Origin of the sequence: Ancylobacter tetraedralis, from assembly GCF_014195655.1 — a bacterium.
Taxonomy (GTDB): domain Bacteria; phylum Pseudomonadota; class Alphaproteobacteria; order Rhizobiales; family Xanthobacteraceae; genus Ancylobacter; species Ancylobacter tetraedralis.
Genome location: NZ_JACICD010000001.1, coordinates 67,381 through 93,734, shown reverse-complemented (window position 1 = coordinate 93,734; position 26,354 = coordinate 67,381). Strand labels below are relative to the sequence as shown.

24 protein-coding genes and 1 riboswitch are annotated in these 26,354 nt (G+C 68.0%); of the genes, 8 read left to right on the top strand and 16 right to left on the bottom strand.

Going from position 1 to position 26,354, the window contains the following annotated elements; genetic code table 11:
- Positions 1-58 precede the first annotated feature (58 nt).
- The 5 genes from FHS55_RS00440 to FHS55_RS00420 all read right to left on the bottom strand — a co-directional run bounded on the left by FHS55_RS00440 (position 59) and on the right by FHS55_RS00420 (position 4,867).
- Entirely contained in the window at positions 59-418 is a 360-nt protein-coding gene (locus FHS55_RS00440; RefSeq protein WP_183187720.1) for a hypothetical protein, read from the bottom strand.
- A 63-nt stretch (positions 419-481) separates the two neighbouring features.
- Complete coding sequence (locus FHS55_RS00435; RefSeq protein ID WP_183187719.1) at positions 482-1,312, bottom strand: ABC transporter permease; 831 nt, start codon at positions 1,310-1,312, stop codon at positions 482-484.
- A gap of 10 nt (positions 1,313-1,322) precedes the next feature.
- The gene (locus tag FHS55_RS00430; protein WP_183187718.1) at positions 1,323-2,174 is read right to left on the bottom strand and encodes an ABC transporter permease; all 852 of its coding nucleotides are present in this window, start codon (positions 2,172-2,174) and stop codon (positions 1,323-1,325) included.
- Between the two features lie 227 nt (positions 2,175-2,401).
- A complete protein-coding gene (locus FHS55_RS00425) occupies positions 2,402-3,718 on the bottom strand; it encodes an ABC transporter substrate-binding protein (protein ID WP_183187717.1) in 1,317 nt (438 codons plus the stop codon).
- A 54-nt stretch (positions 3,719-3,772) separates the two neighbouring features.
- Positions 3,773-4,867 (bottom strand): ABC transporter ATP-binding protein, encoded by a 1,095-nt coding sequence (locus FHS55_RS00420; RefSeq protein ID WP_183187716.1) that lies wholly within the window; start codon positions 4,865-4,867, stop codon positions 3,773-3,775.
- A 419-nt stretch (positions 4,868-5,286) separates the two neighbouring features.
- Between FHS55_RS00420 and FHS55_RS00415 the strand changes: the two genes are divergently transcribed.
- The gene (locus FHS55_RS00415) at positions 5,287-6,249 is read left to right on the top strand and encodes a Bug family tripartite tricarboxylate transporter substrate binding protein (protein ID WP_183187715.1); all 963 of its coding nucleotides are present in this window, start codon (positions 5,287-5,289) and stop codon (positions 6,247-6,249) included.
- Positions 6,250-6,415: 166 nt separating this feature from the next.
- Here the strand turns inward: FHS55_RS00415 and FHS55_RS00410 are convergent, their stop codons facing one another.
- Positions 6,416-7,675 carry a URC4/urg3 family protein gene (locus FHS55_RS00410; protein WP_246339737.1) on the bottom strand — a complete coding sequence of 420 codons (1,260 nt, stop codon included), beginning with the start codon at positions 7,673-7,675 and terminating at the stop codon, positions 6,416-6,418.
- A gap of 197 nt (positions 7,676-7,872) precedes the next feature.
- Entirely contained in the window at positions 7,873-9,141 is a 1,269-nt protein-coding gene (locus tag FHS55_RS00405) for a GTP cyclohydrolase II (RefSeq protein ID WP_183187714.1), read from the bottom strand.
- A gap of 267 nt (positions 9,142-9,408) precedes the next feature.
- Between FHS55_RS00405 and upp the strand changes: the two genes are divergently transcribed.
- From upp to hemA, 4 genes are all read left to right on the top strand, one after another.
- A complete protein-coding gene (gene upp / locus FHS55_RS00400) occupies positions 9,409-10,074 on the top strand; it encodes a uracil phosphoribosyltransferase (protein WP_183187713.1) in 666 nt (221 codons plus the stop codon).
- An 87-nt stretch (positions 10,075-10,161) separates the two neighbouring features.
- Positions 10,162-10,271, top strand: a riboswitch (guanidine-I (ykkC/yxkD leader).
- A gap of 96 nt (positions 10,272-10,367) precedes the next feature.
- On the top strand, positions 10,368-11,573 hold the full coding sequence (locus tag FHS55_RS00395) for an agmatinase family protein (protein WP_183187712.1): 1,206 nt from the start codon (positions 10,368-10,370) through the stop codon (positions 11,571-11,573).
- Between the two features lie 203 nt (positions 11,574-11,776).
- On the top strand, positions 11,777-12,286 hold the full coding sequence (locus FHS55_RS00390; RefSeq protein ID WP_183187711.1) for a hypothetical protein: 510 nt from the start codon (positions 11,777-11,779) through the stop codon (positions 12,284-12,286).
- Positions 12,287-12,417: 131 nt separating this feature from the next.
- The gene (gene hemA / locus FHS55_RS00385) at positions 12,418-13,644 is read left to right on the top strand and encodes a 5-aminolevulinate synthase (protein ID WP_183187710.1); all 1,227 of its coding nucleotides are present in this window, start codon (positions 12,418-12,420) and stop codon (positions 13,642-13,644) included.
- 51 nt (positions 13,645-13,695) lie between these two features.
- On the opposite strand, the gene FHS55_RS00380 is transcribed toward hemA, so the two are convergent.
- Complete coding sequence (locus tag FHS55_RS00380) at positions 13,696-14,817, bottom strand: AbrB family transcriptional regulator (protein WP_183187709.1); 1,122 nt, start codon at positions 14,815-14,817, stop codon at positions 13,696-13,698.
- A gap of 106 nt (positions 14,818-14,923) precedes the next feature.
- On the opposite strand from FHS55_RS00380, the gene hemN reads away from it, so the two are divergent.
- Positions 14,924-16,243, top strand: a complete 1,320-nt coding sequence (gene hemN / locus FHS55_RS00375; protein ID WP_183187708.1) for an oxygen-independent coproporphyrinogen III oxidase — start codon at positions 14,924-14,926, stop codon at positions 16,241-16,243.
- A 118-nt stretch (positions 16,244-16,361) separates the two neighbouring features.
- On the opposite strand, the gene FHS55_RS00370 is transcribed toward hemN, so the two are convergent.
- From FHS55_RS00370 to FHS55_RS00335, 8 genes are all read right to left on the bottom strand, one after another.
- Positions 16,362-17,003, bottom strand: coding sequence for a Crp/Fnr family transcriptional regulator (locus FHS55_RS00370; protein ID WP_183187707.1), 642 nt, complete (start codon positions 17,001-17,003; stop codon positions 16,362-16,364).
- 209 nt (positions 17,004-17,212) lie between these two features.
- Positions 17,213-17,548 (bottom strand): response regulator, encoded by a 336-nt coding sequence (locus tag FHS55_RS00365; protein ID WP_183188565.1) that lies wholly within the window; start codon positions 17,546-17,548, stop codon positions 17,213-17,215.
- A 110-nt stretch (positions 17,549-17,658) separates the two neighbouring features.
- A complete protein-coding gene (locus FHS55_RS00360; RefSeq protein ID WP_183187706.1) occupies positions 17,659-18,276 on the bottom strand; it encodes a response regulator transcription factor in 618 nt (205 codons plus the stop codon).
- 11 nt (positions 18,277-18,287) lie between these two features.
- Complete coding sequence (locus FHS55_RS00355) at positions 18,288-19,445, bottom strand: two-component system sensor histidine kinase NtrB (RefSeq protein WP_183187705.1); 1,158 nt, start codon at positions 19,443-19,445, stop codon at positions 18,288-18,290.
- Between the two features lie 67 nt (positions 19,446-19,512).
- On the bottom strand, positions 19,513-20,721 hold the full coding sequence (locus FHS55_RS00350; protein ID WP_183187704.1) for a pyridoxal phosphate-dependent aminotransferase: 1,209 nt from the start codon (positions 20,719-20,721) through the stop codon (positions 19,513-19,515).
- 128 nt (positions 20,722-20,849) lie between these two features.
- Entirely contained in the window at positions 20,850-21,725 is an 876-nt protein-coding gene (locus FHS55_RS00345) for a hypothetical protein (protein WP_183187703.1), read from the bottom strand.
- The gene (locus FHS55_RS00340) at positions 21,722-22,093 is read right to left on the bottom strand and encodes a hypothetical protein (protein WP_183187702.1); all 372 of its coding nucleotides are present in this window, start codon (positions 22,091-22,093) and stop codon (positions 21,722-21,724) included. Before FHS55_RS00340 ends, FHS55_RS00345 begins: the two co-directional genes overlap by 4 nt.
- On the bottom strand, positions 22,090-23,244 hold the full coding sequence (locus FHS55_RS00335; RefSeq protein WP_183187701.1) for a glycosyltransferase: 1,155 nt from the start codon (positions 23,242-23,244) through the stop codon (positions 22,090-22,092). Before FHS55_RS00335 ends, FHS55_RS00340 begins: the two co-directional genes overlap by 4 nt.
- A gap of 266 nt (positions 23,245-23,510) precedes the next feature.
- Here FHS55_RS00335 and ytfQ point away from each other — a divergent pair, with 266 nt between their 5' ends.
- Positions 23,511-24,476, top strand: coding sequence for a galactofuranose ABC transporter, galactofuranose-binding protein YtfQ (gene ytfQ / locus FHS55_RS00330; RefSeq protein ID WP_183187700.1), 966 nt, complete (start codon positions 23,511-23,513; stop codon positions 24,474-24,476).
- 337 nt (positions 24,477-24,813) lie between these two features.
- Entirely contained in the window at positions 24,814-26,349 is a 1,536-nt protein-coding gene (locus tag FHS55_RS00325) for a sugar ABC transporter ATP-binding protein (protein ID WP_183187699.1), read from the top strand.
- The last annotated feature ends 5 nt before the right edge of the window (positions 26,350-26,354 follow it).

Genomic DNA, 26,354 nt, shown 5'->3' with positions numbered 1-26,354 from the left:
TGCCGTCAGGTGGAACACCTCACGGCCAAGAAAATGGCCGGCGCAGCCGCCAAAGGCCTCAGCGGATGAACTCGATCGTATCGAGCGCGATCAGCTGGCTGCCCTGATAATTGGTGTCGTGCAGCCGGCACAGCATGAAACGGTCCGCCACCTCGATCGGACCATAGGCGGTGATCAGGTCGCCGCTGCGCAGCTTGATGGTCAGCGCGTGCTTTCGATCGTCCTTCGCGACCTCCTGGAGAAGGTCGCAGATGGTCCGGTCGGTGGTGCAGATGTTCATGGCGCTCGCTCCCGTGCTGTCGCGCTCCGTCGGGTGCGGCGCGGGGCGCAGACGGTTGCGAACCCGGTCGACCGATGGACGCATTTTGAACGTCAACACGCCACGATCCATCCGGTTCCCTACGGAGGCGTGCGCCATGCGAGCGCGCTCCATCCGGGCCAAGTCGTTAACCCGCCAGATGATTTCCGTAACGGAATGTCGTCAGCCAGCGATGCGGCGGGCGCGCCGCTTGCGCAGCACGGCGATCGTGCCGAGCGCGAGGAGGATGATGCCCATCGAGAACAGGGTCGTCACGGTGCCGAGCGCATAGAGAACCGGCGTGGTGACGTTGGTGGTCATGCCGTAGATTTCCAGCGGCAGCGTGTTGAAGGTGCCGGACGTCATTAGCGTACGGGCGAACTCGTCATAGGAGAGAGTGAAGCCGAACAGGCCGACGCCGACCAGGCTCGGCAGGATGATGGGCAGCACCACATGGGCGAAGGTCTGCCACGGTGTGGCGCCGAGATCGCGCGCCGCTTCCTCATAGGCCGGGTTGAAGCGGTTGAAGACCGCGAACATGATCAGGAGGCCAAAGGGCAGCGTCCAGGTGAGATGCGCGCCGAAGGCCGAGGAATACCAGGCCGGCTCCAGCCCGAAGACCTGGAAGGCGAGGCCGATGCCCAGCGAGATCAGGATCGAGGGCACGATCAGGCTGGCAATGGTGAGATAGAACAGCGGACCCGCGCCCAGGAAGCGGCGGCGGAAGGCGAGCCCGGCCAGCAGCGACACCACCACCGTGGTCAGCATGGTCATGATGCCCAGCAGCAGCGAGCGCGTGAAGGCGCCGCCGAAATCACCCACCGCCTGCTGCTCGAACAAGAGGTTGCGGAACCAGCGCAGCGAGGTGCCGTTCATCGGGAAGGTGAGGCCGCCATTGGGCCCCTGGAAGGACAGGATGAAGATCGTCGTCAGCGGCCCGTACAGGAACAGCACGAACAGCGCGAAGAAGGCGGTGAGCACGTAGAAGCCGGGGCCGCGTCGTTCCGAGTTCATCGCCGGCTCCTCACAGTTCCTTGCGGATATTGACGATGCGCAGGATGCCGCCCACCAGCAGCAGTACGAGGATCAGGAGGATCACCGCGTTCGCCGCCGCCGCCGGGTATTGCAGCAGCGCGATCTGGTTCGCCATCATCAGGCCCACCGAAGCCGATTGCCCGCCCGACATGAAGCGCACGGTGATGAAATCGCCCATCACCAGCGTGACGACGAAGATCGAGCCAATGGCGATGCCGGGCTTGGCCAGCGGGATGATGACATTGGTGAGGATCTGCCAGCCGCTCGCCCCGGCGTCGCGCGCCGCCTCGATCAGCGCGCGGTCGATGCGCATCAGGGTGTTGAAGATCGGCGTCACCATGAACAGCGTGTAGAGGTGCACCATGGCGAGCACCACCGCGAAGTCCGAGAACAGCAGGAATTCCAGCGGCTGGTTGATGATGCCGAGCTGCATCAGCGTCTGGTTCAGCAGCCCGTTGCGCCCGAGGAACGGGATCCACGAGATCATGCGGATGATGTTCGAGGTGAGGAACGGGATGGTGCAGACGAGGAACAGCACCATCTGCGTCGTCGCCGAGCGGATGTGGAAGGCAAGGTAATAGGCCACCCAGAAGCCTACCAGCAGCGTCACCGCCCAGACGATGACGGTGAATTTCAGCGTGTTGATATAGGTGTTCCACGTCACCGGCGAGGTGATCGTCTCCTCGTAATTGGTGAAGACGAAGGCCGGGAAGATCTGGATGGAATCATAGTCCCAGAAGCTCACCATGGTGATGGTGGCGATGGGCAGCACCAGGAACGCCGCGAGGATCAGCGTCAGCGGCGTCGCCTGAAGGTAGGGAGCCAATCGGGTGAGCGTCATGCGCAGCTTCCGGTGAACGAGCGGCCGGGACGGACGCCCTCTCCCCGCGGGGGAGAGGGTTGGGTGAGGTAGCGAGCGGCCGGGCGTGAAGGAAAGCCCCTCATCTCATCCCTCGCCATCAACTTCGGATAGATCCGATGCTGATTTTGCCGAGGACCGAACCCGGCAACCGCCGGGTTCGGTGCGGGGAGAGGGATCAGACGTCGCTCGCTCCCCATCGTCTCACCTCACGCCGCGATGAACTCGTTCCAGCGGCGCACCATGTAGCGGTCCTCGTCCATCACCGAGTTCCAGCAGGCGACCGCGCCCATGCGCTCCTTGAAGGAGCCGCCGTCGCGCACCGCGCCGGCCGTGTACATCACCTTGCCCTCGGGCGAGAGAATGTCGGTCTTGGCCGGCTGGCCGAGCATCCAGAAGCCCCACTCTTCCGGGGTCATGTTCTTCTCGGCCGTGGAGAGCACGGCCGAGTAATAGCCCTGCCGGTTGAGATAGGCGCCGACCCAGCCGGACAGGTACCAGTTGATATACTCATAGGCCGCGTCCAGCTGCGCGCCCTTGAGGTGCTTGGCGATGCCGAGGCCGCCACCCCAGGCGCGATAGCCTTCTTCCAAGGGCTGGTAGACGCAGGGAATGCCCTTGGAGCGCACCGCCGCCACCGCCGGCGACCACATGGACTGGATGACCACCTCGCCCGAGGCCATCAGGTTCACGCTCTCGTCGAAGGTCTTCCAGAAGGCGCGGAACTGGCCGGCCTTCTTGGTCTTGATGAGGAAATCGATCGTGGTGTCGATCTCCGCCTTGGTCATGTTGCCCTTGTCGCCATACTTGATGACGCCTGCGCTCTCGCAGATCATCGCCGCGTCCATGATGCCGATGGACGGGATGTTCAGGATCGAGGTCTTGCCCTTGAAGGCGGGGTCGAGAATGTCCTTCCAGTTCTTGATCGGCCGGCCCACCAGGTCGGGGCGGATGCCGAGCGTGTCGGCATTGTAGATGGTGGGGATCAGCGTCATCCACTGGGTGGGCGCCTTGGCGAAGGTCTTGGATTCCGGGCCCTCGACGAAGCCGACGGTCGAGGGCGCGGTGCCCTGCGCGATCTTCGATTCAGGGGTGAGCTTGCCGGTGGTAAAGATCGGGACGATATCGTCGTAATACTTGATCTTCTTCACATCCATCGGCTGCAGCGTGCCGGCGGCGAACACCTTCTTGCAGATCCAGTACTCGATGTCGGCGATATCGAAGGAGTTGGCCTGCGTCACCACGCGCTGGGAGACGGCGTCCGAATCCAGCGCGGTCATCTGCAGCGTGATGCCCAGATCCGCCTTGCACTTCTCGGCGATGGCGTTGAGGTTCGAAACGCCGGTGCCGAACTGGCGCAGCGTGATCGGGTTCTGCGCCCAGATGGTGGGGAAGCCCGTTACCGCGCCCGAGCCGGCGAGGCCGCCGAGCGCGGCCGCGCCCTTGAGCACATGGCGGCGCGACAGGCCGGACTTCGCGTCCGTGGCGGCGCCCGCGGCGCTCGTATCCGTGGTCTTCTTGTTCATCGAAGTCTCCCGAGCGTTGGCCGGTCTATCAGCCGGCGTTGCATGTCGCGGATGTCAGGCGGAAGGCGAAGGCTGCAGGATGTGGACATCCTGCGAGGTCCAGGCGAGCGGCACGGCATCGCCGACGCTGAGCGGCGCCTCGAAAAAGGCGGTCTCCGGCACCTGCACGGAGAACTCGTCGACCCCCGGGGCCGCGAGGGCGATCTGCACCTTCTGGCCATGGTACTCGATATTCTGCACCAGCCCGGTGAGCCCGCAACCGGGAACGACGCTGTCGGCCAGCCGCACGCGATCGGTGCGCACCGCGATTTCCACCGGCGCGCCCGGCTCCAGCCCGGCCGCGCCGGGCGCGTGGAAGGAGGCCCCGCCCGGCACCTCGAACATCGCGGTGTCGCCCGCCACCTGGGATACCCGGCCGGCAATGACGTTGTGATCGCCCATGAAACGGGCGACGAAGGCGGTGGCGGGGCGATTGAACACCTCGCGCGGCGTCGCCGCCTGCTCGATGCGCCCGCCATTCATCACCACCACGAGGTCGGAGAGCGCCATCGCCTCCTCCTGGCTGTGGGTGACGTGGATGAAGGAAATGCCGAGCTGCAATTGCAGCTTCTTCAGTTCCTGCCGCACCTTGATCTTGAGGAACGGATCGAGCGCGGAGAGCGGCTCGTCGAGGAGGAGCGCCTGCGGATCGGTGATCAGCGCTCTGGCCAGCGCCACGCGCTGCTGCTGGCCGCCGGAGAGCTGCGCCGGGCGGCGCTCGGCGAGATGGTCAAGCTGCACCAGCTTCAGCATCTCCATCGCCTTGGCGCGGCGGGTGAGCTTGTCGACACCCTTCATCTTCAGCGAGAAGGCGACATTGTCGACGCTGTCGAGATGGGGAAACAGCGCGTAGCTCTGGAACATCATCGCCGTGCCGCGCTTGGCGGGCGGCAGGTCCGTCACCACGGTGGGCCCGAGACGGACATCGCCCTCGCTGATGCTCTCATGGCCGGCGATCATGCGCAGCGTGGTGGTCTTGCCGCAGCCGGAGGGGCCCAGCAGGCAGCAATAGGTGCCGGCCGGAATCTTCAGCGAAACCGCATCCACGGCGAGTGCCGCGCCATAGCGTTTCGTGACGTGGATCAGCTCAATGTCGGCGCCCTTGCTCATCTTGCCGCCGCAACTCCCCGCATGTCCGACCTCCATGGCCCTCGCAAGCGCTATGCCAACCGCGCCGCGCACAGGGAAACCGCTCGGGCCGGCAAGAGTGCGGGCGGGCGGCGGGTGACTGCGCGCCGTAGATGCAGGGACAACGCACAGCAATTGGGCATGGCATGCACCGACTGCTCATATTGGATACAATCATAGATCGTTTCGGTATCCAATGCTTTCGTGCCGCGCGGTGATGACGGCCGATCGCGCCAGAAAATCGCTCGAAATCGCCCCTCGGCCGCCCCTTGGCCCATTGTCCTATGCCGGGGACATTGAGCGATGGCGGCAAATCGCTCACGTTAGGACATCACGCGCGACGGCCTGCCCCCCAAGGGCGGCGGCTCGCGCCAATGGATCACAATCGGGAGAACGCCTTCATGTTACGTACGATGCTCGCCGCCGCGGCGGCCGCGCTGCTGACGCTGTCGCCGGCGCTCGCGCAGGATTTTCCCACCCGGCCGATCACGCTGGTCATCCCCTTCGCCGCCGGCGGCTCCACCGATCTCGTGGGCCGGCTCATCGCCGAGCGCATGACGGCCGAACTCGGCCAGACCGTGGTGGTGGAGAACAAGGGCGGTGCGGGCGGCAATCTCGGTGCCGCGCAGGTCGCCAAGGCCAATCCGGACGGCTACACCATCCTCATGGGCACGGTGGCGACCCACGCGCTCAACCCCGCGCTCTACAAGAAGATGCCCTATGACCCGGTGACCAGCTTCGCGCCCGTCTCGCTGCTGGTCATCGTGCCCAATGTGCTGGTGGTGAACCCGGAATTCCCGGCCAAGACCACGGAGGAGCTAATCGCCCTGCTCAAGGCCAACCCCGGCAAGTACAGCTATGCCTCCTCGGGCAACGGCACGCCGCTGCATCTGTCCGGCGAGGTGTTCAAGAGCATGGCCGGCGTCGACATGCAGCACATTCCCTATCAGGGCGCCGGGCCGGCGCTTATCGACGTGATATCGGGCCAGGTGCCGATCATGTTCGACAACCTCCCCTCCTCCTCCGGCCACATCAAGTCCGGCAAGCTGCGGGCTCTCGGCGTGACCACGGCCAAGCGCGCCCCGTCCTTCCCGGACGTGCCGGCCATCGCGGAGGTACTGCCGGGCTACGAGACCTATACGTGGAACGCGCTGTTCGCCCCGGCCGGCACGCCGCCGGAAGTGGTCGCCAAGCTCAACGCGGCGGCCAACAAGGCGCTCACCGACCCCAAGGTGCAGGCCCGCCTCGCCGATTTCAGCGCCACGCCGGTCGGCTCGACGCCCGAGGAACTCGGCGAGCACGTGAAGAAGGAACTCGCCAAATGGGCTCCGATCGTAAAGGCCTCCGGCGCGCAGCTGGACTGACGAAGGCGCCGCAAATTCGTTGACCTCCCTCACCCCGTCGGGAGAGGTGGCCCGCGAAGCGGGTCGGTGAGGAGTTGCCACAGCCCGGCCCCCTCACCCCAACCCTCTCCCCGTCGGGGAGAGGGAGATCGGCCGGTTCTGCACGCCTGGCCGCGCCAGGGCGCCCTCAGAACACCGTGCCGTCCGCGTCGATGGCGATGGGCGGCGGACCGGCGGGCGGGCGACGTTCGGCGGCGATGCGCCGGCCGGCCGTCCAGGTGCCGCCCTGCAGCAGCTTGGCGAGGGGAAATAGCGAGGCGTCGAGCCCCAGCCGCGCGCGCACCTCGTCGGCCAGCCGGTCCATCAGCGCCACGGTCAGCGCCCGCCACTCCACCACCAGTTCCGACGAGACGTCGTGCTTCTGCGCCGGATCGATCGGCGCGCGCGGCACGATCAGGCCGAGATCCACCAGCAGCCCGCCATTGCGGTATTCCGGCAGCGCGGTCAGCGCATCGAGATCGGTGATGGCGAGGCCGGCTGTCTCGAACGGCTCCAGAAGCGAATAGGTCAGCCACTGCGAGAGCTTGTGAAACGGCACGATGCCGTTCGAGCGGTCCGGCACCGCCACCGCCGGGTGACGGCCGACATCGCCCAGCGCCACGCCCTCGACGCTCACCCCGGACGGCCAGATCACCGACAGCCCGTCCAGCAGCGCCTCAAGGATACGCGCCGCCGGCAGCCGGCCGAGCCGCGCCTGTGGCGCCAGCGCGTCATAGAGATGACCCGGGCGGAACACGCCGTCGCCGAACAGGTCCGCTCGCGCCGCCAGCGCCGCGCCGAGCCGGTTGAGCAGCAACACGCGGCCCTCCAGCCCGACCAGCGGGTTGGCCTCGCTCACCTGGAAATGATCGGCGAGCGTGGCCGCATCCAGCCGGATCAACGCGCCGGCGTCGGCCCGCAACGGATTGGTCGGGTCGGAGGAGAAGGCACCGGCCGCGAACATGTTGAAGCTCGCCACCGCCAGCCCTTCCGAGCGGCCGATGGTGAGCCCGCTCGCCTCCTCGTGATAGCGCCAGGCATCGCCCGCCCCGGCGTCCAGCAGCACGCTCACCACCGCGAGGTCGATCCTGATGCGGGCGCGCTCCGTTGGGTCGGTGCTCGCCAGCCCCGCAGCCAGAGCGCCCCAGCGGTCCAGCCCGCCGGCATCGAAATGCCGCCAGCGGCTGTGATAGGGAATGTCCAGCGTGGGATAATCCTGCCGCGTCACCGCGGCGACATAGTCCGCCACGGTACCGAGCGCCGCCTCCTCGACGGTGAAGTGCGGTGAGCGGCCGGCCAGCACATGATCGAGCACGAGGTGGCAACGGGCACGGACGGCGGCCGGCGAGCGCAGCGCGGCAAGTTCAGGCGGGACAAGGTGGGGCGAGGTCATGTCGGGCGAGGTCATGCATCGGCTTTCGTCGTTCAGATGTCGTCGTGCGGATCGGATCGTCCGCGCCGGAAGGACCGGAGAGCCACAGGCTCCCTCTCCCGGCGGGAGAGCGGTGGGGTGAGGGGCGAACGGGCGTTTCATCGCCCGTCCCTCACCGACCCGCTGCGCGGGCTTCCTCTCCTCGACGGGAGGAGGAAAGACGGGCGCGTCGCCTATTCCTCCAGCCCGCGCCCCTGCGTGACGTCATACTGGCTCTGGAACCCGACATTGTAATAGCCGGCCGAGACCTTCGCCTCCATCTCGACACGGGCATCCTGCGGGATGAGATCCTCGGGAATCGGCACCCGCTCGATGATCCGTATCCCCGCCCGGTCGAGCGCGTTGAACTTCATGTCGCTCATCGAGGCGAAGCGGTCGATCTGGCGGATGCCCAGCCAGTGGAACACGTCAGGCATCAGTTCCTGGAAGCGCATGTCCTGCACCCCGGCCACGCATTCGGTGCGCTTGAAATAGGTTTCCGGCAGGTCGCCGCCCTCCTGCCGCTTGCGGGCGTTATAGACGAGGAACTTGGTCACCTCGCCCAGCGCCCGGCCTTCCTTGCGGTTATAGACCACGAGGCCGACGCCGCCCTTCTGCGCCATCTCCACGCACAGCTCGATGCCATGGGCGAGATAGGGCCGGCAGGTGCAGATATCGGAGGAGAACACGTCCGAGCCGTTACACTCGTCATGCACGCGGCAGGCAAGCGGAGTGACACCGTCGCCGATCCGCGAGGGCTCGCCGAACATGTAGAGCGTCATGCCGCCGATCGGGGGCAGGAACACCTTGAGGTCGCCGCGCGTCACCAGTTCGGGGAACATACCCCCCGTATGCTCGAACAGCGCGCGGCGCAGCGCGCCCTCGGTGACGCCGAAGCGCTCGGCGATGCCGGGCAGGTACCAGACCGGCTCGATCGCCGCCTTGGTGACGCGCACATCGCCCTTCGGCCCGATGATGTCGCCGTCGACGGAAAGCCGCCCGGCCCTCAGCGCATCGCGGATCTCCGGCATGTCGATGCGCGCGCGGGTAATGGCGATGGAGGGCCGCACGTCGAGACCGCCGGCGATGGCCTCGGGGAAGGCTTCGCCGATCATGTGGCCGTAAGGGTCGAGCGAGACGATCTTGCCCGCGTCGCCCCATTGCGGATGCGGGCCGATCGTGTCGGACGGGGCGGTATTGGTGAGGTCGGCCTTGAAATCGGCCGGCAGGGCGCCGGCGGCGATGGCGAGCGCGCGATAGATCGCATAGCTGCCGGCATGGGAACCGATGGCGTTGCGGCGCTTGGGGTCGGTGAGCGTGGCAACGACCGGTCCGCGCGCGGCGGCGCTGGGCGCGCCCCAGTTCAGCGTGGGGCCATCGGCGGCGACGCCGGTCGGCGCGCCGTGGGAGGTGAGCACGATGTGATTGCGGGAACGACCGCCTGCACTGGCATTGACGGACATGACTGGCTCGCTTCTCGTCCGGCCGGCGGGCCGGTTCATCGGAAGCACGCAATGTGAACGCCATTTTGCATGATCCGCAAGAGGGATCGCGCAGGGGCCGCGAAAATTCGGACGGAACGGTCCGATTCTTGTATTGCCCCTCCCGCCTTCCGCGCGGTTGTGGGAAGCTGGCGGCACACGAGCACCGGCACGCCCGGCCGCGACGCCCGCCTCTTCCCGCGCCGCGCGCCGTCTTCCGAGCCCCACGGTCAACAGAGTTCGCCCCTCATGAACGCGCCCCTCACCGATACGCCCGCCGAGCTGCCACCCACCACCGTCGTGGTGGGGCACCCGCTGATCCAGCACAAGCTCACGCTGATGCGCCGCTCGCGCACGCCCGCCAACGAGTTCCGGCTGCTGCTGCGGGAGATCAGCATGCTGCTCGCCTATGAGGTGACGCGCGACATGCCGACCGAGCTGATCGAAATCGAAACCCCGCTCACGACGATGCAGGCACCGGTGCTGGCGGGCAAGAAGCTGTGCCTGGTTTCCGTGCTGCGGGCGGGCGGCGGCATTCTGGAGGGCATGCTGGAGATCCTGCCGGCGGCGCGCGTCGGCCATGTCGGGCTGTATCGCGATCCGGTCTCGCTGCAGGCGGTGGAATATTATCTCAAGCTGCCGCGCGACATTTCCGAGCGCACCGCCATCGTGCTCGACCCGATGCTGGCGACCGGCAATTCGGCGGCCGCCGCGGTGTCGGAAGTGAAGGCGGCGGGCTGCCAGTCGATCAAGTTCGTCTGCCTGATCGCCGCGCCGGAGGGCCTCAAGACGCTGCATGATGCCCATCCCGACGTCACCGTCTACACGGCGGCCGTGGACAGCCATCTCAACGACCATGGCTATATCGTTCCCGGCATCGGCGATGCCGGCGACCGCATCTTCGGCACCAAGTAAGAGCGCCGGCGGCGCCGAAACTTTCGGCGCACGGGTGCCGATCTGCCGCGAATCCGGGCTTCCGCCCGGACCGGGCGGCGTCTATCCTGCCGCTGTCCCTAGGGTTCCGACGCCGTGTTCGGCGTGCCTGGACCGAGAGGGACAGCCCGGTGGCGAGACATTCGCCGGGTGCACGGCGGGATAAAAGCCCGGGAGGCTGGCGCGACGCGTTCGCGGAAGAGGCCCCGTTTTGTCGCGCAGGGTCCTCCCCCGAACGTCCGTCGCAGATTGTGACCAGCGAGGAGAGTGACCTGATGCGTCCGACCCCGATCCGCTCCACCCGTGTCGCCGGCCCCGCGCCGGATCGCCAGCGCCGGCGCCGCCACCACCCGAATTTCAACGTCAAGGACATGCAGGGCTGGAAAGCCCTGGAAGCCGAGGAAGGCCTTTCCGAACACGGCTGGCGCAAGGAGCAGCAATGGGCGCTCGACATGGGCCTGCCCGGCGCCGATTCGATCAACGACAAGTCGATCCCCACCTTCGCGCGCGGCGAGCTGCCGCATTTCGCCGGCATCAACACCTTCCTCAAGGCGCCCTATGTCGAGAACGTGCGCGATGTCGGCAAATATGACGCCGCCGTCATGGGCATCCCGTTCGACAGCGGCACCACCTATCGCCCCGGCACCCGCTTCGGGCCGCAGGGCATCCGGCGCATCTCCGCGCTCTACACGCCCTATAATTACGAGCTTGGCATCGACCTGCGCGAGCAGATGACGCTGTGCGACGCCGGCGACGTGTTCACCATTCCCGCAAACCTCGAGAAGAGCTTCGACCAGATCTCCAAGGGCGTCAGCCACGTCTTCTCCTCCGGCGCGCTCCCCGTGATGCTGGGCGGCGATCATTCGATCGGCTTTCCCTGCGTGCGCGGCATCGCCGAATGCACCTCCAAGCGCATCGGCATCATTCATTTCGACCGCCATATCGACATCCAGGAAAAGGATCTCGACGAGCGCATGCACACCACGCCCTGGTACTGGGCGACCAACCTGCCGAATGTCTCGCCGAAGAACCTCGTGCAGCTCGGCATCGGCGGCTGGCAGGTTCCGCGCTATGGCGTGCAGGAAGCGCGCAAGCGCGGCACCAATGTGCTGACCATCGACGATATCGAGAAGATCGGGCTGGAGAAGACCGCCGAGATCGCGCTGGAACTGGCGTGGAAGGATGCCGACGCGGTCTATATCTCGTTCGACGTCGATTCGATCGACTGCGGCTTCGTGCCGGGTACCGGCTGGCCCGAGCCGGGCGGCTTCCTGCCGCGCGAGGCGCTCAAGATCCTCGGTCTCGTCGCCGCCGAAGGGCTGTGCGGCCTGGAAGTGGTGGAAGTGTCCCCGCCCTATGACACGTCCGACATCACCGCCCTGTTCGGCACCCGCGTGGTGGTGGAGGCGCTTGGCTCCATGGTGGCGCATGGCAAGCTGGGCAGCCACAAGCACATGATCGACAAGCCGGTGAGTTTCTGAAGGCACGACGAAGCCCCCTCTCCCCGCCGAACCCGGCTGTTGCCGCGTTCGGCCCCCGGGCGTGGTCAACGTCGGAAACATCCGACTTGGACGGAGAGGGTCCGGGTGAGGCCTTCAACGCTCCGCAATCGCAGGGCCCCTCACCGACCCGCTTCGCGGGCCACCTCTCCCCAGTGGGGAGAGGAAAAGACAGGGAGTTATCGATGCACCGCGACCACGACCACCACGACCATGGGTCGGGCGGCCATTCCCATGCGCATGGCCATCATCACCATGACCACGCGCACGATCATCCGGGCCACAATCACGGCCATGGCCCGCGCAAGAGCGCGCAGTGGCAGACCCCGCATCGGCCCGAGCCGGCCGAGGCGCACGAGCATCCCGTGGGCGAGCCCGATCTCGACCTGGTCGAGGCCGCCTTTGTCGAGAGCTTCCATACCGCCAGCGATCCGACCAGCTTCCTGCGCCTCGCCCGCGTGCCGTTCGATGCCGTGACGACGGAGGGCGTGCGCGTCAGCCTCCTGCGGGTGGAGACAAGCGAGGCGACCGATGTCGGCTCGGTCATGCCCCATCTTGGCGGCGGCAGCTTCCGCTACGATCCGCTGCCGGGCGCCATGGCCTCGCGCCGGCGGCAGCTGCGCTTCGTCTATTTCGATGGCCGCGCCGCCGTGCTGATGACGCTGGCGCAGGTGCGCGCCCTCGCGGAGACGTGAGCGGGCGGCTTTTCCGATAGGCGCGCCCGATCGCCGCGTCCGTGCTTTCGCGGGTTGATCGGAACCCCTCCAAAGTTCATGGTGCCCGACAACGAGCCCGCTCCCCCTCCTGCGGGCCGGAGTGGATGCCGATGGATTATGTGAGCTTCTTCCAGCAGGCCGTCGATGCGCTGAAGCACGAGCAGCGCTACCGGACCTTTGCCGAAATCGAGCGGGACACCCGCCGTTTCCCGCACGCGGTCTGGCACTCGCCGCAGGGCGAGCGCGACATCGTCATCTGGTGCTCCAACGACTATCTCGGCATGGGCTGCCATGAGAGCGTGGTGGAAGCCATGTGTGCCACCGCGCGCGAGGCCGGTGCCGGCGCGGGCGGCACGCGCAACATTTCCGGCAACAGCCACGCCATCGTCGAGCTGGAAGCCGAACTGGCCGACCTGCACGGCAAGGACGCGGCGCTGGTCTTCACGTCAGGCTATGTGTCGAACCAGACCGGCATCGCCACGCTGGCCAAGCTGATCCCCGAGTGCCTGATCCTGTCGGACGCGCTCAACCACAATTCGATGATCGAGGGCGTGCGTCAGGCGGGACGCGACAAGCAGGTGTTCCGCCACAACGACCTCGCCCATCTGGAAGAACTGCTGCAGGCGGCCGGGGCACGGCCCAAGCTGATCGTGTTCGAGAGCGTCTATTCGATGGATGGCGACGTCGCGCCGATCGGTGCGATCTGCGATCTGGCCCGGAAATACGGCGCCATGACCTATCTGGACGAGGTCCACGCGGTCGGCATGTATGGCCCGCGCGGCGGCGGCGTCGCCGAGCGCGACGGCGTCATGCACCGGATCGATGTGATCGAGGGCACGCTCGGCAAGGCGTTCGGCGTGGTCGGCGGCTATATCGCCGCCAAGCGCGCGGTCATCGATGCCGTCCGCTCCTATGCGCCCGGCTTCATCTTCACCACCGCGCTGCCGCCGGCCGTGGCCGCCGCCGCCGCGACCTCGGTGCGCCACCTCAAGGAGTCGGGGCTGGAGCGCGCCCGCCAGCAGGCGCAGGTCGCCAAGGTCAAGCGCGCGCTGGATCTCGCCGGCCTGCCGCAGATCGTGACGCAGACGCATATCGTGCCGATCATGGTGGGCGATGCCGAAGCCTGCAAGGCGGCGAGCGACATGCTGCTGGCCGATCACGGCATCTATATCCAGCCGATCAACTACCCCACCGTGCCACGCGGCACGGAGCGGCTGCGCATCACCCCCGGCCCGTTCCACGACGACGCGCTGATCGCCCGGCTCGCCGACGCGCTCACCGATGTGTGGACCCGGCTCGGCCTGCCCTTCGTGGCCCAGGCGGAAGCGGCGGAATAGCCGGCGGGGGCCGCCGCGCCGCCCCCTCCGCTCTTTCCCTCCCCATCTGGCTCAGTCCTTCCTCTCGCTCGTGTCATTGTCCTTCTCCTGCGCCTGCAAGGGCGTGGCGACGGAGCCGAAGATGAGGCGCGCGATGACCGGGATGAGCAGCGACAGCAGGAGAAACCGCGCCAGATGGTGCGCGGCGACGAAGGCCGGATCGATGCCGAGCACGAAGGCCATGATGATCATGGCCTCCAGCGCGCCCGGCGAATAGGCGACGAGCAGCTTCGCCAGCGGCTCGCCCGACAGCCAGCAGGCGATCGAGGCGAACACCACCGTCACCGCCGTCGCCAGCGACAGGCCGACCAGCGAATCGACGAGGAAGCGCCTGAGCGTCTCCAGCCGCGTGCCGGCGAACCGGCTGCCGGTATTGGCGCCGAGAATGACGAAGCCGGCAATCAGCAGGGCATCGGGCAGCCGGCCCTCGATCAGGCCGGTGCCGTGCACGACGCCGCTGGCCAGCATGGCGCCGACCATGGTGCCGCCCGGCAGGCGCAGGCGCTCGGCCAGGAAGGCGCCGAGAATGCCGACCCCGAGCGAGATGAGGAAGCTCGCCACATCCGGCACGACCGGATTGACCGGCAGGGTGCCCGCCGGCTGATGACCGAGCCCGCCCAGCGCCAGCGGCAGCAGGGCGACGAGAACGAACAGCCGCAGCGACTGGCTGAAAACGACGCGGCGCAGATCCGCGCCCGAGCCTTCCGCCATGATGAGGATGGTCGACAGAGCGCCGGGCGCCGCGCCGAAGAAGGCGCTCCGCCGGTCCCAGCCGGCGACGCCGACGAGGTAGAGCATCACCACCCCCATCATGACGGGGATCGATGCCGCCAGCACCGCCATGGTGCCGGGCCAGCTGGTGATGCCGTTCAGCGTTTCCGGAGTGATGGCCGAACCCATCGAGGTGCCGAGCACGACATAGGTCGCGGTGCGCACATGGCTCTCGACCCCCACCGGCATGCCGCAGAGCGCGGCCACCGCCGTCACCACCAGCGCACCCGACAGCCAGCCCGCCGGCATGCCCGCCCACGCGAAGGCCGCGCCGCCGGCAAAGGCCAGTACCAGCGAGGCGAGCCACCAGCCGAGGCTCCGGACGGGCGGCAGGCGACGCGGGAGGGACGAGAGAGGCAACATGAGGCGGGACGCGGCCGGCGAAAGGGGAGCCACACGGAATGCGGTGCAACACGTATATTTGCGGCGGATCAATGCGACGATTGCCGCCCCGCGTCAAACTATCCGCATGCTCAGCTCAGCGCTTTTTCATGCGGAACGCGCCGTTCCGCGCTACACATCCTACCCCACCGCGCCGCATTTCACGCCGGAGGTCGGCGTCGAACGACATGGCGCCTGGCTCAACGCGCTGGACGAGCGGGCGACGCTGTCGCTCTATCTCCACGTCCCGTTCTGCCCGTCGCTGTGCTTCTATTGCGGCTGCACCACCAAGGCGACGCGACGGCCCGCGCCGGTCGCCGCCTATGTCGCGCGGCTGGAGCGCGAGATCGACATGGTCGCCGCGCGCGCCGGCCGGCGTCCCGTCACCCACATCGCCTGGGGCGGGGGCACGCCCAGCCTGATCGGCCCGGAGGCGCTCAAGCGCCTGTATGAACGGATGGCCGGCAGCTTCGATCTCTCCGCCCTCGCCGAACACGCCATCGAACTCGACCCGCGCGAGACCGACGAGGGCATCGCCGACGCGCTCGCGGTGATCGGCGTCGACCGGGTGAGCTTCGGCGTGCAGGATTTCAGCGCGCATGTGCAGAGCGCGATCGGCCGGGTGCAGCCCTTCGGCACGGTGGAGCGCGCGGTGCGACTGGTGCGCGAGGCCGGTGTCGCGGCCGTCAATCTCGACCTCATGTACGGCCTGCCGCACCAGAGCGAACGCGACGTGCGGCGCACCGCGCAGATGGCGACGCTGCTGAAGCCGGAGCGGCTCGCGCTGTTCGGCTATGCGCATGTGCCGTGGGTGCGGGGCAACCAGCGGCTGATCGACCAGAGCGCGCTGCCCGGCGCGGCCGAGCGGCTCGACCAGTCGGAAGCCGCGCGCGCCACGCTGCTGGCCAGCGGCTATGTGGCGATCGGCCTCGACCATTTCGCCCGGCCCGAGGACCCGATGGCGCAGGCCGCCGCCGCCGGCCGGCTGCGCCGCAATTTCCAGGGCTACACGGTCGACCAGGCCGATGCGCTCATCGGCCTCGGCGCCTCCGCCATCAGCCGCTTCCCGCAGGGCTTCACGCAGAACGCGCCGGATTCGGCGTCCTATATCCGGGCGATCGATGCCGGACGCTTCGCCACCGTGCGCGGCGTCGCCTTCACCAGCGAGGATGTGCAGCGCGGCGCGCTGATCGAGCGGCTGATGTGCGACCTCGCCGTCGATCTCGATCTCGCCACCCTGGCCGAGGCGGCGCCCCGCCTCGCCACGCTGGTGGCGGACGGGCTGATCGCCATCGAGGGCCGGCATGTGACCATGACGCCGGAAGGCCGCCCCTTCGTGCGCCTCGCCGCCGCCGCGCTGGACGCCCGGCTGCAGGCCGGGACGATGCGCCATTCGGTGGCGGTGTAGGACGGACCGAGCCGGCAGCGCCCGGCCCAGAGCGCCGCACGGAGAAGCGTCCGGCCGAGAGGTCGGAGCGCCGGAGGCCTGCGAAGGGACGTCCGTGATGTGCCGGGCGCGGTGCGCGTCAGGCGGCACCGGCCAGGCGGCGCATGCCGCCGTGATCGTGGATCTTCACCTCGTCCGCCCGCAGCAGCGCGACCAGGCCGCGACGCTTGAGCTCGGAGAAGGCGCGGCTCACGGTTTCCAGCGTCAGGCCAAGGAAATCGGCGATCTCCTGCCGGGTCATCGACAGATGCAGCGTGCTGCCGACCACGCTCTCCGGCGTCAGGCGCAGCAGGAAGAAGGCGACGCGTTCCAGCGCCGACATGCGGCCCAGCACCAGCGCATGGGAATGCATGGCGCAGAGCTGCGCCTCGAAGCGACGCAGCAGGCGGGCGGCGAGCGTCGGGTCGCGGTCCAACGCGCCGCGCTCGTGGGTGGTGATGATGGCGGCCGTCAGGGTCTCGGCCGAGCAGGCATAGACGTCGCAGGCGGCAAGGCCGAACACGTCGCCGGGCCCGAGCAGTTCCACCACCTGCCGGCGGCCGTCGGGCAGCAGCTTGGTGAGCATTACGGCGCCCTCGACCACTTCCATGATGCGCCGGGCAGGATCGCCCTCGTGCAGCACGGTGGCATGGGCGGTGAAGCGCATGTGAGCGATATGCGGCTCGCACAGGGTCGGATGGCGCGAATGGCTGCCCGTGCGTTCTTCGATCATCTGGCGCATCTCGCCCTCCGCGATTTGATGTAGCTCAAGCTTAGAGAGCAACGGGGGCCCCTACAGTTCGGTGGGCTGCGTAAGGGACTTTCCGGAAGGCACGGCTGCAATGGCCGCCGCACAGGCCTCGGATCATGGATCGACCGGCCGAAAACGCTCCGCGAAGGGGCGGGTGATCGCCCGTTTCGCCATGCGGACAGCAAGGAAATGCGCGGCGGTCAGCTCGCGGGAAGAGCGCGCGCCAGCGCCTCGACGGTGAGCGGTTTGCGCACCACGCCGGCGGGCGTCAGCCCGCGCAGCTGGTGATCGATGGCGCTCTGCGACTGGCCGGTGATGACCACGACACGCGGCACGGCGGCCATCTTCAGCAGCCAGCGCACCACCTGCGCGCCGGGAATGCCCGGCAGGGTGAGGTCGACAATCACCGTGTCCGAGCCATCGGGCGGGGGGGAGCGGAACAGGCTTTCCGCGTCGGGATAGGAAATCACGTCGTGACCGAGATTTGCAAGGATGAGGCTGAGCGAATCGCTCACCCCCGCATCATCCTCAACCACATGAACCCGCACCGGCGTTCTCCCGCTTGTTCAGTCGAAACTGGTCAAGCGAGGCACGGTGAGCAATTCGTAGGGATGCGTAGCCAGAAGGGGTTGCCGTTTGCCGCCGGTCAGGCGCGCATGTCCTTGAGCACGATTCGCACGAGGTCGGCGGCATTCTTGGCGCCCAGCTTTTCCATGATGCGGGCGCGGTGCACCTCGATGGTGCGCGGCGAAATGCCGAGCAGGCGCCCGGCCTCCTTGTTGGAGGCGCCGGAGGCGATCTGCACCAGCACCTCGCGCTCGCGCGGGGTCAGCAGGTCATGACCGGGGAAATGCGCGGTCAGGAGGTCGCCGGGCTCGGCGCTGGAGCGCCGCTGGTGCGCGGCAATCGCGTCGCGCACGCGCTCCACCACCGTCTCGGCGTTGAACGGCTTTTCGATGAAATCGAGCGCGCCGTGGCGGATGGCGTCCACCGCCATGGGGATGTCGCCCTGGCCGGAAATGATGAAGATCGGCGCGGGATAACGATCCGCCTCCAGTTCCTTCAGGATGTCGAGGCCGGAGCGGCCGGGCATGTGCACGTCGAGCACGATGCAGGCCGGCACATGATGGCGCGCCACCGCCAGGAAGGCCGCGCCGTCGGAAAAGCCGCGGACATGGTAGCCCTCAAGGCTCAGCACCAGCGACAGCGCATCGCGGACCGCGGCATCGTCGTCGACGATGAAGACTTCATCCAACTGCGCCATGCGGCTCCCCCTCACCCGACCTCGGACGGCACCGGCGGCGGCGCAACGGGCAGAACGAGCGAGAAGCACGCACCCTTTCCGTTACCGCCCGGATCGACCAGAAGATCGCCGCCGTGGTTCTGGGCGATCGTCCGCGAAATCGCAAGCCCGAGGCCCATGCCGCGACGTTTTGAACTCGCGAAGGCCTCGAACAGCTTCGGCAGCGCCGGCGCGGCGATGCCCGGCCCGTTATCGTGGACCTCGATCACCACATTGCCGTCCCGCAGGCGCGTGCGCACGCGGATCGCCGGGTCGCCGGTGGGCGCCGCAGCCTCGATCGCGTTGCGCACCAGATTGACCACGATCTGCTGGATCTGCACGGGATCGACGGCGACGGGCGGCAGGTCGCCGGCAAACTCCCGCTCGACACGGATGCGGTGGCGCTGGCCGAGCAGGGTCAATTCGATCGCCTCGTCCACCATCGGGTCGATGTCGCGCACCGAGCGCACCGGCTCGCGCTTCTCCACGAACTGGCGCATGCGCTGGATGATGTGGCCGGCCCGCTCCGCCTCGGCCGCCGCCTTGTCCAGGATGTCGCCGACCATGGCATTGATGTCCATGCCCCGGGAATGGGCGCGCCGGATGGCCTGCAGATAGAGCATGAGGGCGGTGAGTGGCTGGTTCAGCTCATGGGCGATGGCCGCGCCCATTTCGTCGATCGCCGACACGCGCGCCAGATGCACGAGTTCGCTCTGCAGGTCGGCGAGGCGCTGCTCGCTCTCCTTGCGAGGACGCAGGTCGCGCAGGATGCCGATGAACTGGCGGCCGTCCGGCGTCGCGGCTTCGCCGACCGAGAGTTCCAGCGGAAACACCGTGCCGTCGGCGTGGAGGCCACGCACCTCGCGGCCGATGCCGATGATCTTCTTGACGCCGGTGCGGATATAGCTGCCGACATACTTGTCGTGATCATGCGCATATTCGACCGGCATCACGATCTTGACGTTCTGGCCCACCGCCTCGACCGAGGCAATGCCGAACATCTGCTCGCAGGCCTTGTTGAAGATCAGGATGCGCGCACGTTCGTCAATGACGATGATACCGTCGGCGGCGGTATCCAGCACCGATAGGAGCTGCGCCTCGGATACGGTCGGAGGCTCCTGCAGGTCTGGCGATGAACTGAAATCACGCATGATTTCAGTGTGCTCCGCCAGCCCTCGTGCCGCAAGCTGTCCATACGGACAATTACGATGCAGGCGACTATTTCTGCAACCAGCGCACGAGCCGGTCGGTCGCCTCCAGCATCTGCGCCTCGCCGCGCGCGAAGCACAGGCGGATGTAGCGCTCCCCGCCCGGTCCGAAGGCGGTTCCGGGGGCGAGCCCGATATTGGCCTCGTCCACCAGCTTGAGCGCGAGCGCGCGCATGTCGGTTTCCCCCTCCACGCCGAAGAACATGTAGAAGGCGCCGGGCGGCGTGGCGAAGCGCACGCGGTTGGACGAGGCAAGGCCCCGGGCGACGATGTCGCGCCCGCGCCGTGCCCGCTCGATCTGGTGGGCGACGAAGCTCTCCCCGCGCTCCAGCGCGGCGACGCCGGCCCGCTGCATGAAGGCGGCGACACCCGAGGTCGAATACTGGATCAGGTTTTCCAGCACCGGCCCGAGCGAGGGATGCGCCTCGATCCAGCCAAGCCGCCAGCCGGTCATCGCCCAGTTCTTGGAGAAGGTCTGCACGAACAGGATGCGGTCCTCCGGCTCCATCACATCATGGAAGGACGGCGCCAGCCCGCCCTCGCCGGCCTCATAGAAGAAGCGCCCGTAGATCTCGTCGGCGACGATCCACAGCCCGTGCCGGCGGGCGATGTCGAGCACGCCGGCCAGCGCCTCGCGCGAGGCGACGAAGCCGGTGGGGTTCGCCGGCGAATTGATGAAGATCACCCGGCTGCGCGGCGTCACCGCGCTCTCCAGCCGGTCGAGGTCGAGCCAGAAGCCGCGCGCCTCGTCGAAGGAGAGCGGCACGAAGACCGGGCGGGCGCCGATGACCTCGGCGGCGGCGGCCGCATTCGGCCAGACCGGCGAGGGAATGAGAATCTCGTCACCGGCCGACAGGGTCAGCGCCAGCGCGATCTGGATCGCCTGCATGCCCGAGCCGGTCACGTAATAGCGCTCGGGATCTTCCGGCACGCCGTGGAGACGCGTCATGTAGCGGGCGATGGCGGCGCGCAGTTCGGGGATGCCGCGCTGCCAGGTGTAGAAGGTCTCGCCCGCCGCCAGCGAGCGGGTGGCCGCCTCGCTGATGAAGGAGGGCGTGGGCAGGTCGCCCTCCCCCGCCCAGAGCGGGATGATCCCCTCGCTCTTCCGGCCGTAATTCATCACCTCGACGATGCCGCTCTCCGGCAGCGCGAGCGCCTGCGGGCGGATGTGATCGAGCAGCGAGGGAGCGGAAAACAGCGGATCGGCGGAGGCGGACATGGACGGCCCTTCGATGGCGCGGGAAAGAGCGGAACATAGCCCATCCCGCCGGCCGCGCTCATCAAAAGACGTCATGAGGGGATTGGCAGAATCGATGGGTGCGGCCTCCGGGGGCGCCGCCCCGCACGCTACCAGCCCGGATCGAGCGGCACCGCGTCCACCGGCCGCTCGGCCAGCTGCACCTGCCAGGGCGGGAAGACACCGGCGAACACGTCGCCCAGACTCGCGCCCGACAAGGCGCCGGCCAGCCAGGTGGCGTCCACCGGCAGGCACCCCTGCTCGCGCAGCCGGATGCTGAACGACAATTCGTTGAGGATCGCCAGCGTCTTCGCCTCGAAGGTCGGCAGAGTCTGCGGCGTCAGCGCGAAGCGGCTGTGCCACTCCACGCCCTGCCCGGTTCCCGCCCCGGTCAGCCAGCCGATGATGTTGGCGCGCAGGTTCGCGTCCAGCGGCGCATCCGCGCGGAACGGGGCGGCGGGGTCGCCGGAGAAGAGGTCCGAGGCCCGCGTCACCGAGACCAGCGATCCCAGCAGGCGCAGCTCGGTCGGCGGCAGGAAGACGAAGGACGAGCGCAGCCAGCTCTGCGTGCTGCGGCCGAACAGGCGGGTCGGCTCGTTATAGCGGTCGATATGGCCGATGGCGACGCCCCGGCCGCGCACGGCGTGCAGCACCGCCGCTGACATGCGCTCGATATAGGCGGTGTAGAGCTCGCGGAAGGCGGAGGTGGTGAGATGAACATAGTCGTAGTTCATCAGCCCCGCGCCGAGGAAAGCGATGCCGGCGTCCAGCGAGGAGAATTCCCGCGCCGTGTCGGCCGCGCCGATCAGCACGGTGTCGGGGGCCAGCTCAGTGACATGGCCGGGCGGCAGCGTGTTGTCGCACACCACCAGCCGCTTTTCGACGCCGGGCATCTGCGTAGCGTAGTACTGGTTCAGATCGTCCAGCGCATTGGCATGGTCGACCGCGCCATGGCGGGCCATGAGGACGGCGATGCGAAGGCTCATGATGCGCGCGACCCGCCGCAGACCTCGATCACCGCCTCGCGACGGACCCATCCCTGGCCGTCACTGCCGGCGGCCATGTCGTGGATGAGATCGACCAGCCGATGCGCGCAGTCGCGCCAGCGCGGGGCGGCGGCGCCGGGCGGGATCGCGCCGCTCTTCATCAGCCGCACCCGCGGGGTCGGCGCGACCGAGCCGCCGAGCGCGACGATGTTGGCATAGGGGAAGGCGTCCGACAAAGTGGCCAGCGTCGGGTCCACCAGCTTGTGGTCGTAGCTATTGCCGAAGACGAGGATATAGGGCTCGTCCGTGCCGGGGACGGAATCGCTGGGCGGCGCCGTCTCCACCGGATCGAGGCTATGCAGCGTCACAGCGTGCGCGGTTCCCAGCAGCCCGAAGCGCGCGGCGAAGCGCTCGCGCGAGTAATTCGAGTTGAACGCCAGCCCGTCCACCATCCGGGGCAGCGCGTGCCACACGGCGTCGAGCTGTCCGGTGCGGGGGGCGAGGATGTCCCAGGCCATGGTGTCGAGCATGGTGACGGCGGTGAATACCGCGCGGCGGTGCAACTCCAGCAGCGTCGCCGCCTGCCGCGGTGAAGACGTGCCAGTCGGTGACGACATCGCACAGCGCGCAGCTCTGGCGCCACACCATCGACACCCGAGGGCCAGGTGACGAGCGGGCGCAGATGGGCCATCGCCTCCAGCGTCTTGATCTTGATGCCCGTGCCCGCCACCGCCGGGTTGATGACGAGGCGTGCGCCCGCATAGACCGGCGTCAGGTCGTCGATGAAGCCCAGCGCCCGCACTCCTTCCGTGCCGAACGGCACGGCGCGGCCCAGCGAACCGGCGACCTGCAGCTCCGCCTCCGGAATCGCGTCGCGGATGCGCGGCCAGGAAAAGCGCAGGAAATCGCGCAGGCCCTTCACGTTCATCGCGTTGCCCGAGCCGATGAGCAGCACCGTCGGGCGCTCCGGCGTGCGGGCCTCGCTCACCACATTCATGTCGATGCCGACATGCAGGACCGTGGGGCCGCTGACAATGCGGCGCAGCTCCGCGGCCTCCTCGGGCTGCACCGCGAGCACGAGATCCGCCGGCTCCAGCATCAAGGCCTCTTCCTGCGGCGCCATGGCGAGGCCGTGCGAGATGCCGAATTCGATCACCTTGCCGCCGAGCGAGGAGAAGACGTCATGCGTCTGGATCGCCTTCAGCACGCCGGGGCGCAGATGGCGCAGGCTGCGGCTGGTCCAGATATAGTTGGCGATCACCATGGCCGGCTCGACCGCGCGGTCGAGCGCCTGCGCCACCTTCACCAGCGCATCCGGGCAGAAGGTGCGCAGTGTCTCCGCCCAGCGGCCGGTGGGCTCGATCGCGCCGTCCACCCGCCCGGGCACGCCGTCCAGCTGCGCCAGAGCGAGGCAGTAGTCCATCAGTTCGCGCAGCCGCGCCTCGTCCGGCCCCTCGCCCGGCAGCGGGCAATAGACCAGCACGACATCGAAGCCGCGCCGCTCCAGCCACGCCATCATGCGCTGGGTGCCGTATTCATTGCCGGCACGCACCGGCCAGGGCGGCTGGGATTGCGCCGCTCGCGCGAGCCATATTGCAGGTAGTGCAGAACGGGGTCCGTTCCCGGCGGCAGATCCTTGTTGCTGTCCAGATAGAAGTGCGGATCGACGGGCGGCGAAAAAAGTCAAACAGTATGACTATTCAGCTATCGACTCCTGTGGCATAGATTTCCGGCCGACAAGCGCTCCGCAGAGGCGTGACGGCGACACCAACGGGAGAAACGCCAATGAATTTCAAGGCTTTACTGCTCGCGACCGCCGTCTCCGGCACGCTCTTCGCCGCCCATGCCCAGGCTGCCGAGCTTACGGTCGGCTTTTCGCAGATCGGCTCGGAATCGGGCTGGCGTGCGGCCGAGACCACCGTTTCCAAGGCCGAGGCCAAGAAGCGGAACATCAATTTCAAGATCGCCGACGCCCAGCAGAAGCAGGAGAACCAGATCAAGGCGATCCGCTCCTTCATCGCGCAGGGCGTGGACGCCATCTTCCTCGCGCCCGTCGTCTCCACCGGCTGGGATGCGGTGCTGAAGGAAGCGAAGGAAGCCAAGATCCCGGTCGTGCTGCTCGACCGCGACATCGACCCCGCCGGCAAGGAACTCTACCTCACCGCCGTCACCTCGGATTCGGTGCATGAAGGCAAGGTCGCCGGCGAATGGCTGGTGAAGACCGTCGGCACCAAGCCGTGCAACGTGGTGGAGCTTCAGGGCACGGTTGGCGCCTCGGTCGCTACCAACCGCAAGAAGGGCTTCGAGGACGGCATCGCCGGCGCCTCGAACGTCAAGATCGTGCGCAGCCAGACCGGCGACTTCACCCGTGCCAAGGGCAAGGAAGTGATGGAAAGCTTCATCAAGGCCGAAGGCGGCGGCAAGAACATCTGCGCGGTCTATGCCCATAATGACGACATGATGGTCGGCGCCATCCAGGCGATGAAGGAAGCCGGGCTGAAGCCGGGCACCGACGTGCTCACCGTCTCGATCGACGCCGTGCCGGACATCTTCAAGGCGATGGCGGCCGGCGAGGCCAATGCCACGGTCGAGCTGACCCCCAACATGGCCGGGCCCGCCTTCGATGCGGTCATCGCCTACAAGGACAAGGGCACGGTGCCGCCGAAGTGGATCCAGACCGAATCCAAGCTCTACACCCAGGCCGACAATCCGAAGGCGATCTACGACGCCAAGAAGGATCTTGGCTACTGAGCCGAGACCCGTGAGCCGAAGCCCGTGAGCCGAGCCCGGGCGGCGGCATGGGGGACGCCGTCGCATGCGACGGCCCCAGACTCCGGCGTCCACCAACCCACGTCATCCCGGACGGCCGCGGCCGATCCGGGATCGCGGGACAGGGTGAGCGATCCCGGATCGGCCCGCGTGTCGCGCGGACCGGGATAACGACATCGGGGGATGGGTCCTCCTCCCTGTGGATCGCCATTGGTTATCCACCGGCCTGTCCACAGCGGCAGAGACAGACGCTCCTGCACCCGCCGGCGCCGCTGTCCTGCCGGCAAGCCTCGCACAGAACTGTTCCGCCGAGACCGCCATGCCCCTCACCGACGATGCCCCGCTGCTGAGCCTCGCAGGCTTCTCCAAGTCCTTTGCCGGGTTCGTCGCGCTCGACCGGGTCGACTTCACCCTGCGGGCTGGCGAGATCCACGCGCTGCTGGGCGAGAACGGCGCCGGCAAGTCCACTCTGATCAAGACCATGACGGGGGTGGTGACGCGCGACGCCGGGACGATGCGGCTGAACGGCGCGGAGATCGCCCCGCGCTCGGCCGAGGAGGCCGTGAAGGCGGGCATCGCCACCGTCTACCAGGAGGTGAACCTCGCGCCCAATCTCTCCGTGGCGCAGAACCTGTTTCTCGGCCGCCAGCCGACCCGGTTCGGGCTGGTGCGCGAGCGCGAGATGCGCCGGCGCGCGGCGGCGCTGCTGACGGAATTCGGGCTGGCGATCGACGTGAGCTCGCCGCTGGAAAGCTATTCGGTGGCGATCCAGCATATTGTCGCCATTGCCCGCGCGGTCGACCAGTCGGCGCGCGTGCTCATTCTCGACGAGCCGACCGCCAGCCTCGACGCGCATGAGGTCGAGGTGCTGTTCGCCGTGCTGCGGCAATTGCAGGCGCGCGGCATCGGCATCGTGTTCGTCACCCATTTCCTCGATCAGGTCTATGCGATCTGCGACCGCATCACCGTGCTGCGCAACGGCCGGCTGGCCGGCACCGCGCCGATCGCCGATCTGCCGCGGCTCGATCTGGTGCGCCTGATGCTGGGGCGCGAGCTGAGCGAAGCCACCGCCAAGCGCCCGCCGCATGTGGAGAGTGCCGCGCGCACCCCGGTCGCCACCTTCGCGGCCTTCGGCAAGGAGGGCCAGGTCGCGCCCTTCGATCTCACGCTGCGCGCCGGCCATGTGGTCGGGCTGGCCGGCCTGCTCGGCTCGGGCCGCACCGAGACGGTGCGTCTCGTGTTCGGCGCGGAGAAGGCCGATTGCGGCACGGCCGAGGTCGATGGGCGCCGGGTCGCCATCGGCTCGCCGCGTGAGGCGATGCGGCTGCGCTTCGGCTATTGCCCGGAGGAGCGCAAGACCGAGGGCATCGTCGCCGACCTCACCGTGCGCGAGAACATCGTGCTGGCGCTGCAGGCCCAGCGCGGCGCGCTGGCCCCGCTGCCGCGCCGCGAGCAGGACGAGATCGCCGCCAAATTCATCCGCCTGCTGGACATCCGCCCGCCCGACCCCGAGCGGCCGATCGGCCTGCTCTCCGGCGGCAACCAGCAGAAGGCGCTCCTGGCCCGCTGGCTGGCCACCTCCCCGCGCCTCTTGATCCTCGACGAGCCCACGCGCGGCATCGATGTCGGCGCGCATGCCGAGATCATCGCCCTCATCCGCTCGCTCTGCGCGGAAGGCATGGCGCTGCTGGTGGTCTCCTCGGAACTGGAGGAGATCGTCACCTATGCCGACGAGGTGATCGTGCTGCGCGACCGCGCCCATGTCGCCCGGTTGAGCGGCGACGCGGTCGACGTTCCCGCCATCCTCGCCGCCATCGCCGACGCGCCCTCCGCGCCGGCTGCGCGGCACGCGTGAGGGAG

Excerpts from the sequence above, each read along its gene's own strand:
- ytfQ (WP_183187700.1), top strand. The coding sequence starts at position 23,511 with ATGAATTTCAAGGCTTTACTGCTCGCGACCGCCGTCTCCGGCACGCTC.
- FHS55_RS00440 (WP_183187720.1), bottom strand. The coding sequence starts at position 418 with ATGGCGCACGCCTCCGTAGGGAACCGGATGGATCGTGGCGTGTTGACG.
- FHS55_RS00405 (WP_183187714.1), bottom strand. The coding sequence starts at position 9,141 with ATGTCCGTCAATGCCAGTGCAGGCGGTCGTTCCCGCAATCACATCGTG.
- FHS55_RS00335 (WP_183187701.1), bottom strand. The coding sequence starts at position 23,244 with ATGATGGCGTGGCTGGAGCGGCGCGGCTTCGATGTCGTGCTGGTCTAT.
- FHS55_RS00430 (WP_183187718.1), bottom strand. The coding sequence starts at position 2,174 with ATGACGCTCACCCGATTGGCTCCCTACCTTCAGGCGACGCCGCTGACG.
- FHS55_RS00415 (WP_183187715.1), top strand. The coding sequence starts at position 5,287 with ATGTTACGTACGATGCTCGCCGCCGCGGCGGCCGCGCTGCTGACGCTG.
- FHS55_RS00325 (WP_183187699.1), top strand. The coding sequence starts at position 24,814 with ATGCCCCTCACCGACGATGCCCCGCTGCTGAGCCTCGCAGGCTTCTCC.
- FHS55_RS00370 (WP_183187707.1), bottom strand. The coding sequence starts at position 17,003 with ATGCGCCAGATGATCGAAGAACGCACGGGCAGCCATTCGCGCCATCCG.
- hemN (WP_183187708.1), top strand. The coding sequence starts at position 14,924 with ATGCTCAGCTCAGCGCTTTTTCATGCGGAACGCGCCGTTCCGCGCTAC.
- FHS55_RS00410 (WP_246339737.1), bottom strand. The coding sequence starts at position 7,675 with ATGACCTCGCCCGACATGACCTCGCCCCACCTTGTCCCGCCTGAACTT.
- FHS55_RS00420 (WP_183187716.1), bottom strand. The coding sequence starts at position 4,867 with ATGAGCAAGGGCGCCGACATTGAGCTGATCCACGTCACGAAACGCTAT.
- FHS55_RS00355 (WP_183187705.1), bottom strand. The coding sequence starts at position 19,445 with ATGCGTGATTTCAGTTCATCGCCAGACCTGCAGGAGCCTCCGACCGTA.
- FHS55_RS00425 (WP_183187717.1), bottom strand. The coding sequence starts at position 3,718 with ATGAACAAGAAGACCACGGATACGAGCGCCGCGGGCGCCGCCACGGAC.
- upp (WP_183187713.1), top strand. The coding sequence starts at position 9,409 with ATGAACGCGCCCCTCACCGATACGCCCGCCGAGCTGCCACCCACCACC.
- FHS55_RS00350 (WP_183187704.1), bottom strand. The coding sequence starts at position 20,721 with ATGTCCGCCTCCGCCGATCCGCTGTTTTCCGCTCCCTCGCTGCTCGAT.
- hemA (WP_183187710.1), top strand. The coding sequence starts at position 12,418 with ATGGATTATGTGAGCTTCTTCCAGCAGGCCGTCGATGCGCTGAAGCAC.
- FHS55_RS00380 (WP_183187709.1), bottom strand. The coding sequence starts at position 14,817 with ATGTTGCCTCTCTCGTCCCTCCCGCGTCGCCTGCCGCCCGTCCGGAGC.
- FHS55_RS00435 (WP_183187719.1), bottom strand. The coding sequence starts at position 1,312 with ATGAACTCGGAACGACGCGGCCCCGGCTTCTACGTGCTCACCGCCTTC.
- FHS55_RS00395 (WP_183187712.1), top strand. The coding sequence starts at position 10,368 with ATGCGTCCGACCCCGATCCGCTCCACCCGTGTCGCCGGCCCCGCGCCG.
- FHS55_RS00390 (WP_183187711.1), top strand. The coding sequence starts at position 11,777 with ATGCACCGCGACCACGACCACCACGACCATGGGTCGGGCGGCCATTCC.
- FHS55_RS00360 (WP_183187706.1), bottom strand. The coding sequence starts at position 18,276 with ATGGCGCAGTTGGATGAAGTCTTCATCGTCGACGACGATGCCGCGGTC.
- FHS55_RS00345 (WP_183187703.1), bottom strand. The coding sequence starts at position 21,725 with ATGAGCCTTCGCATCGCCGTCCTCATGGCCCGCCATGGCGCGGTCGAC.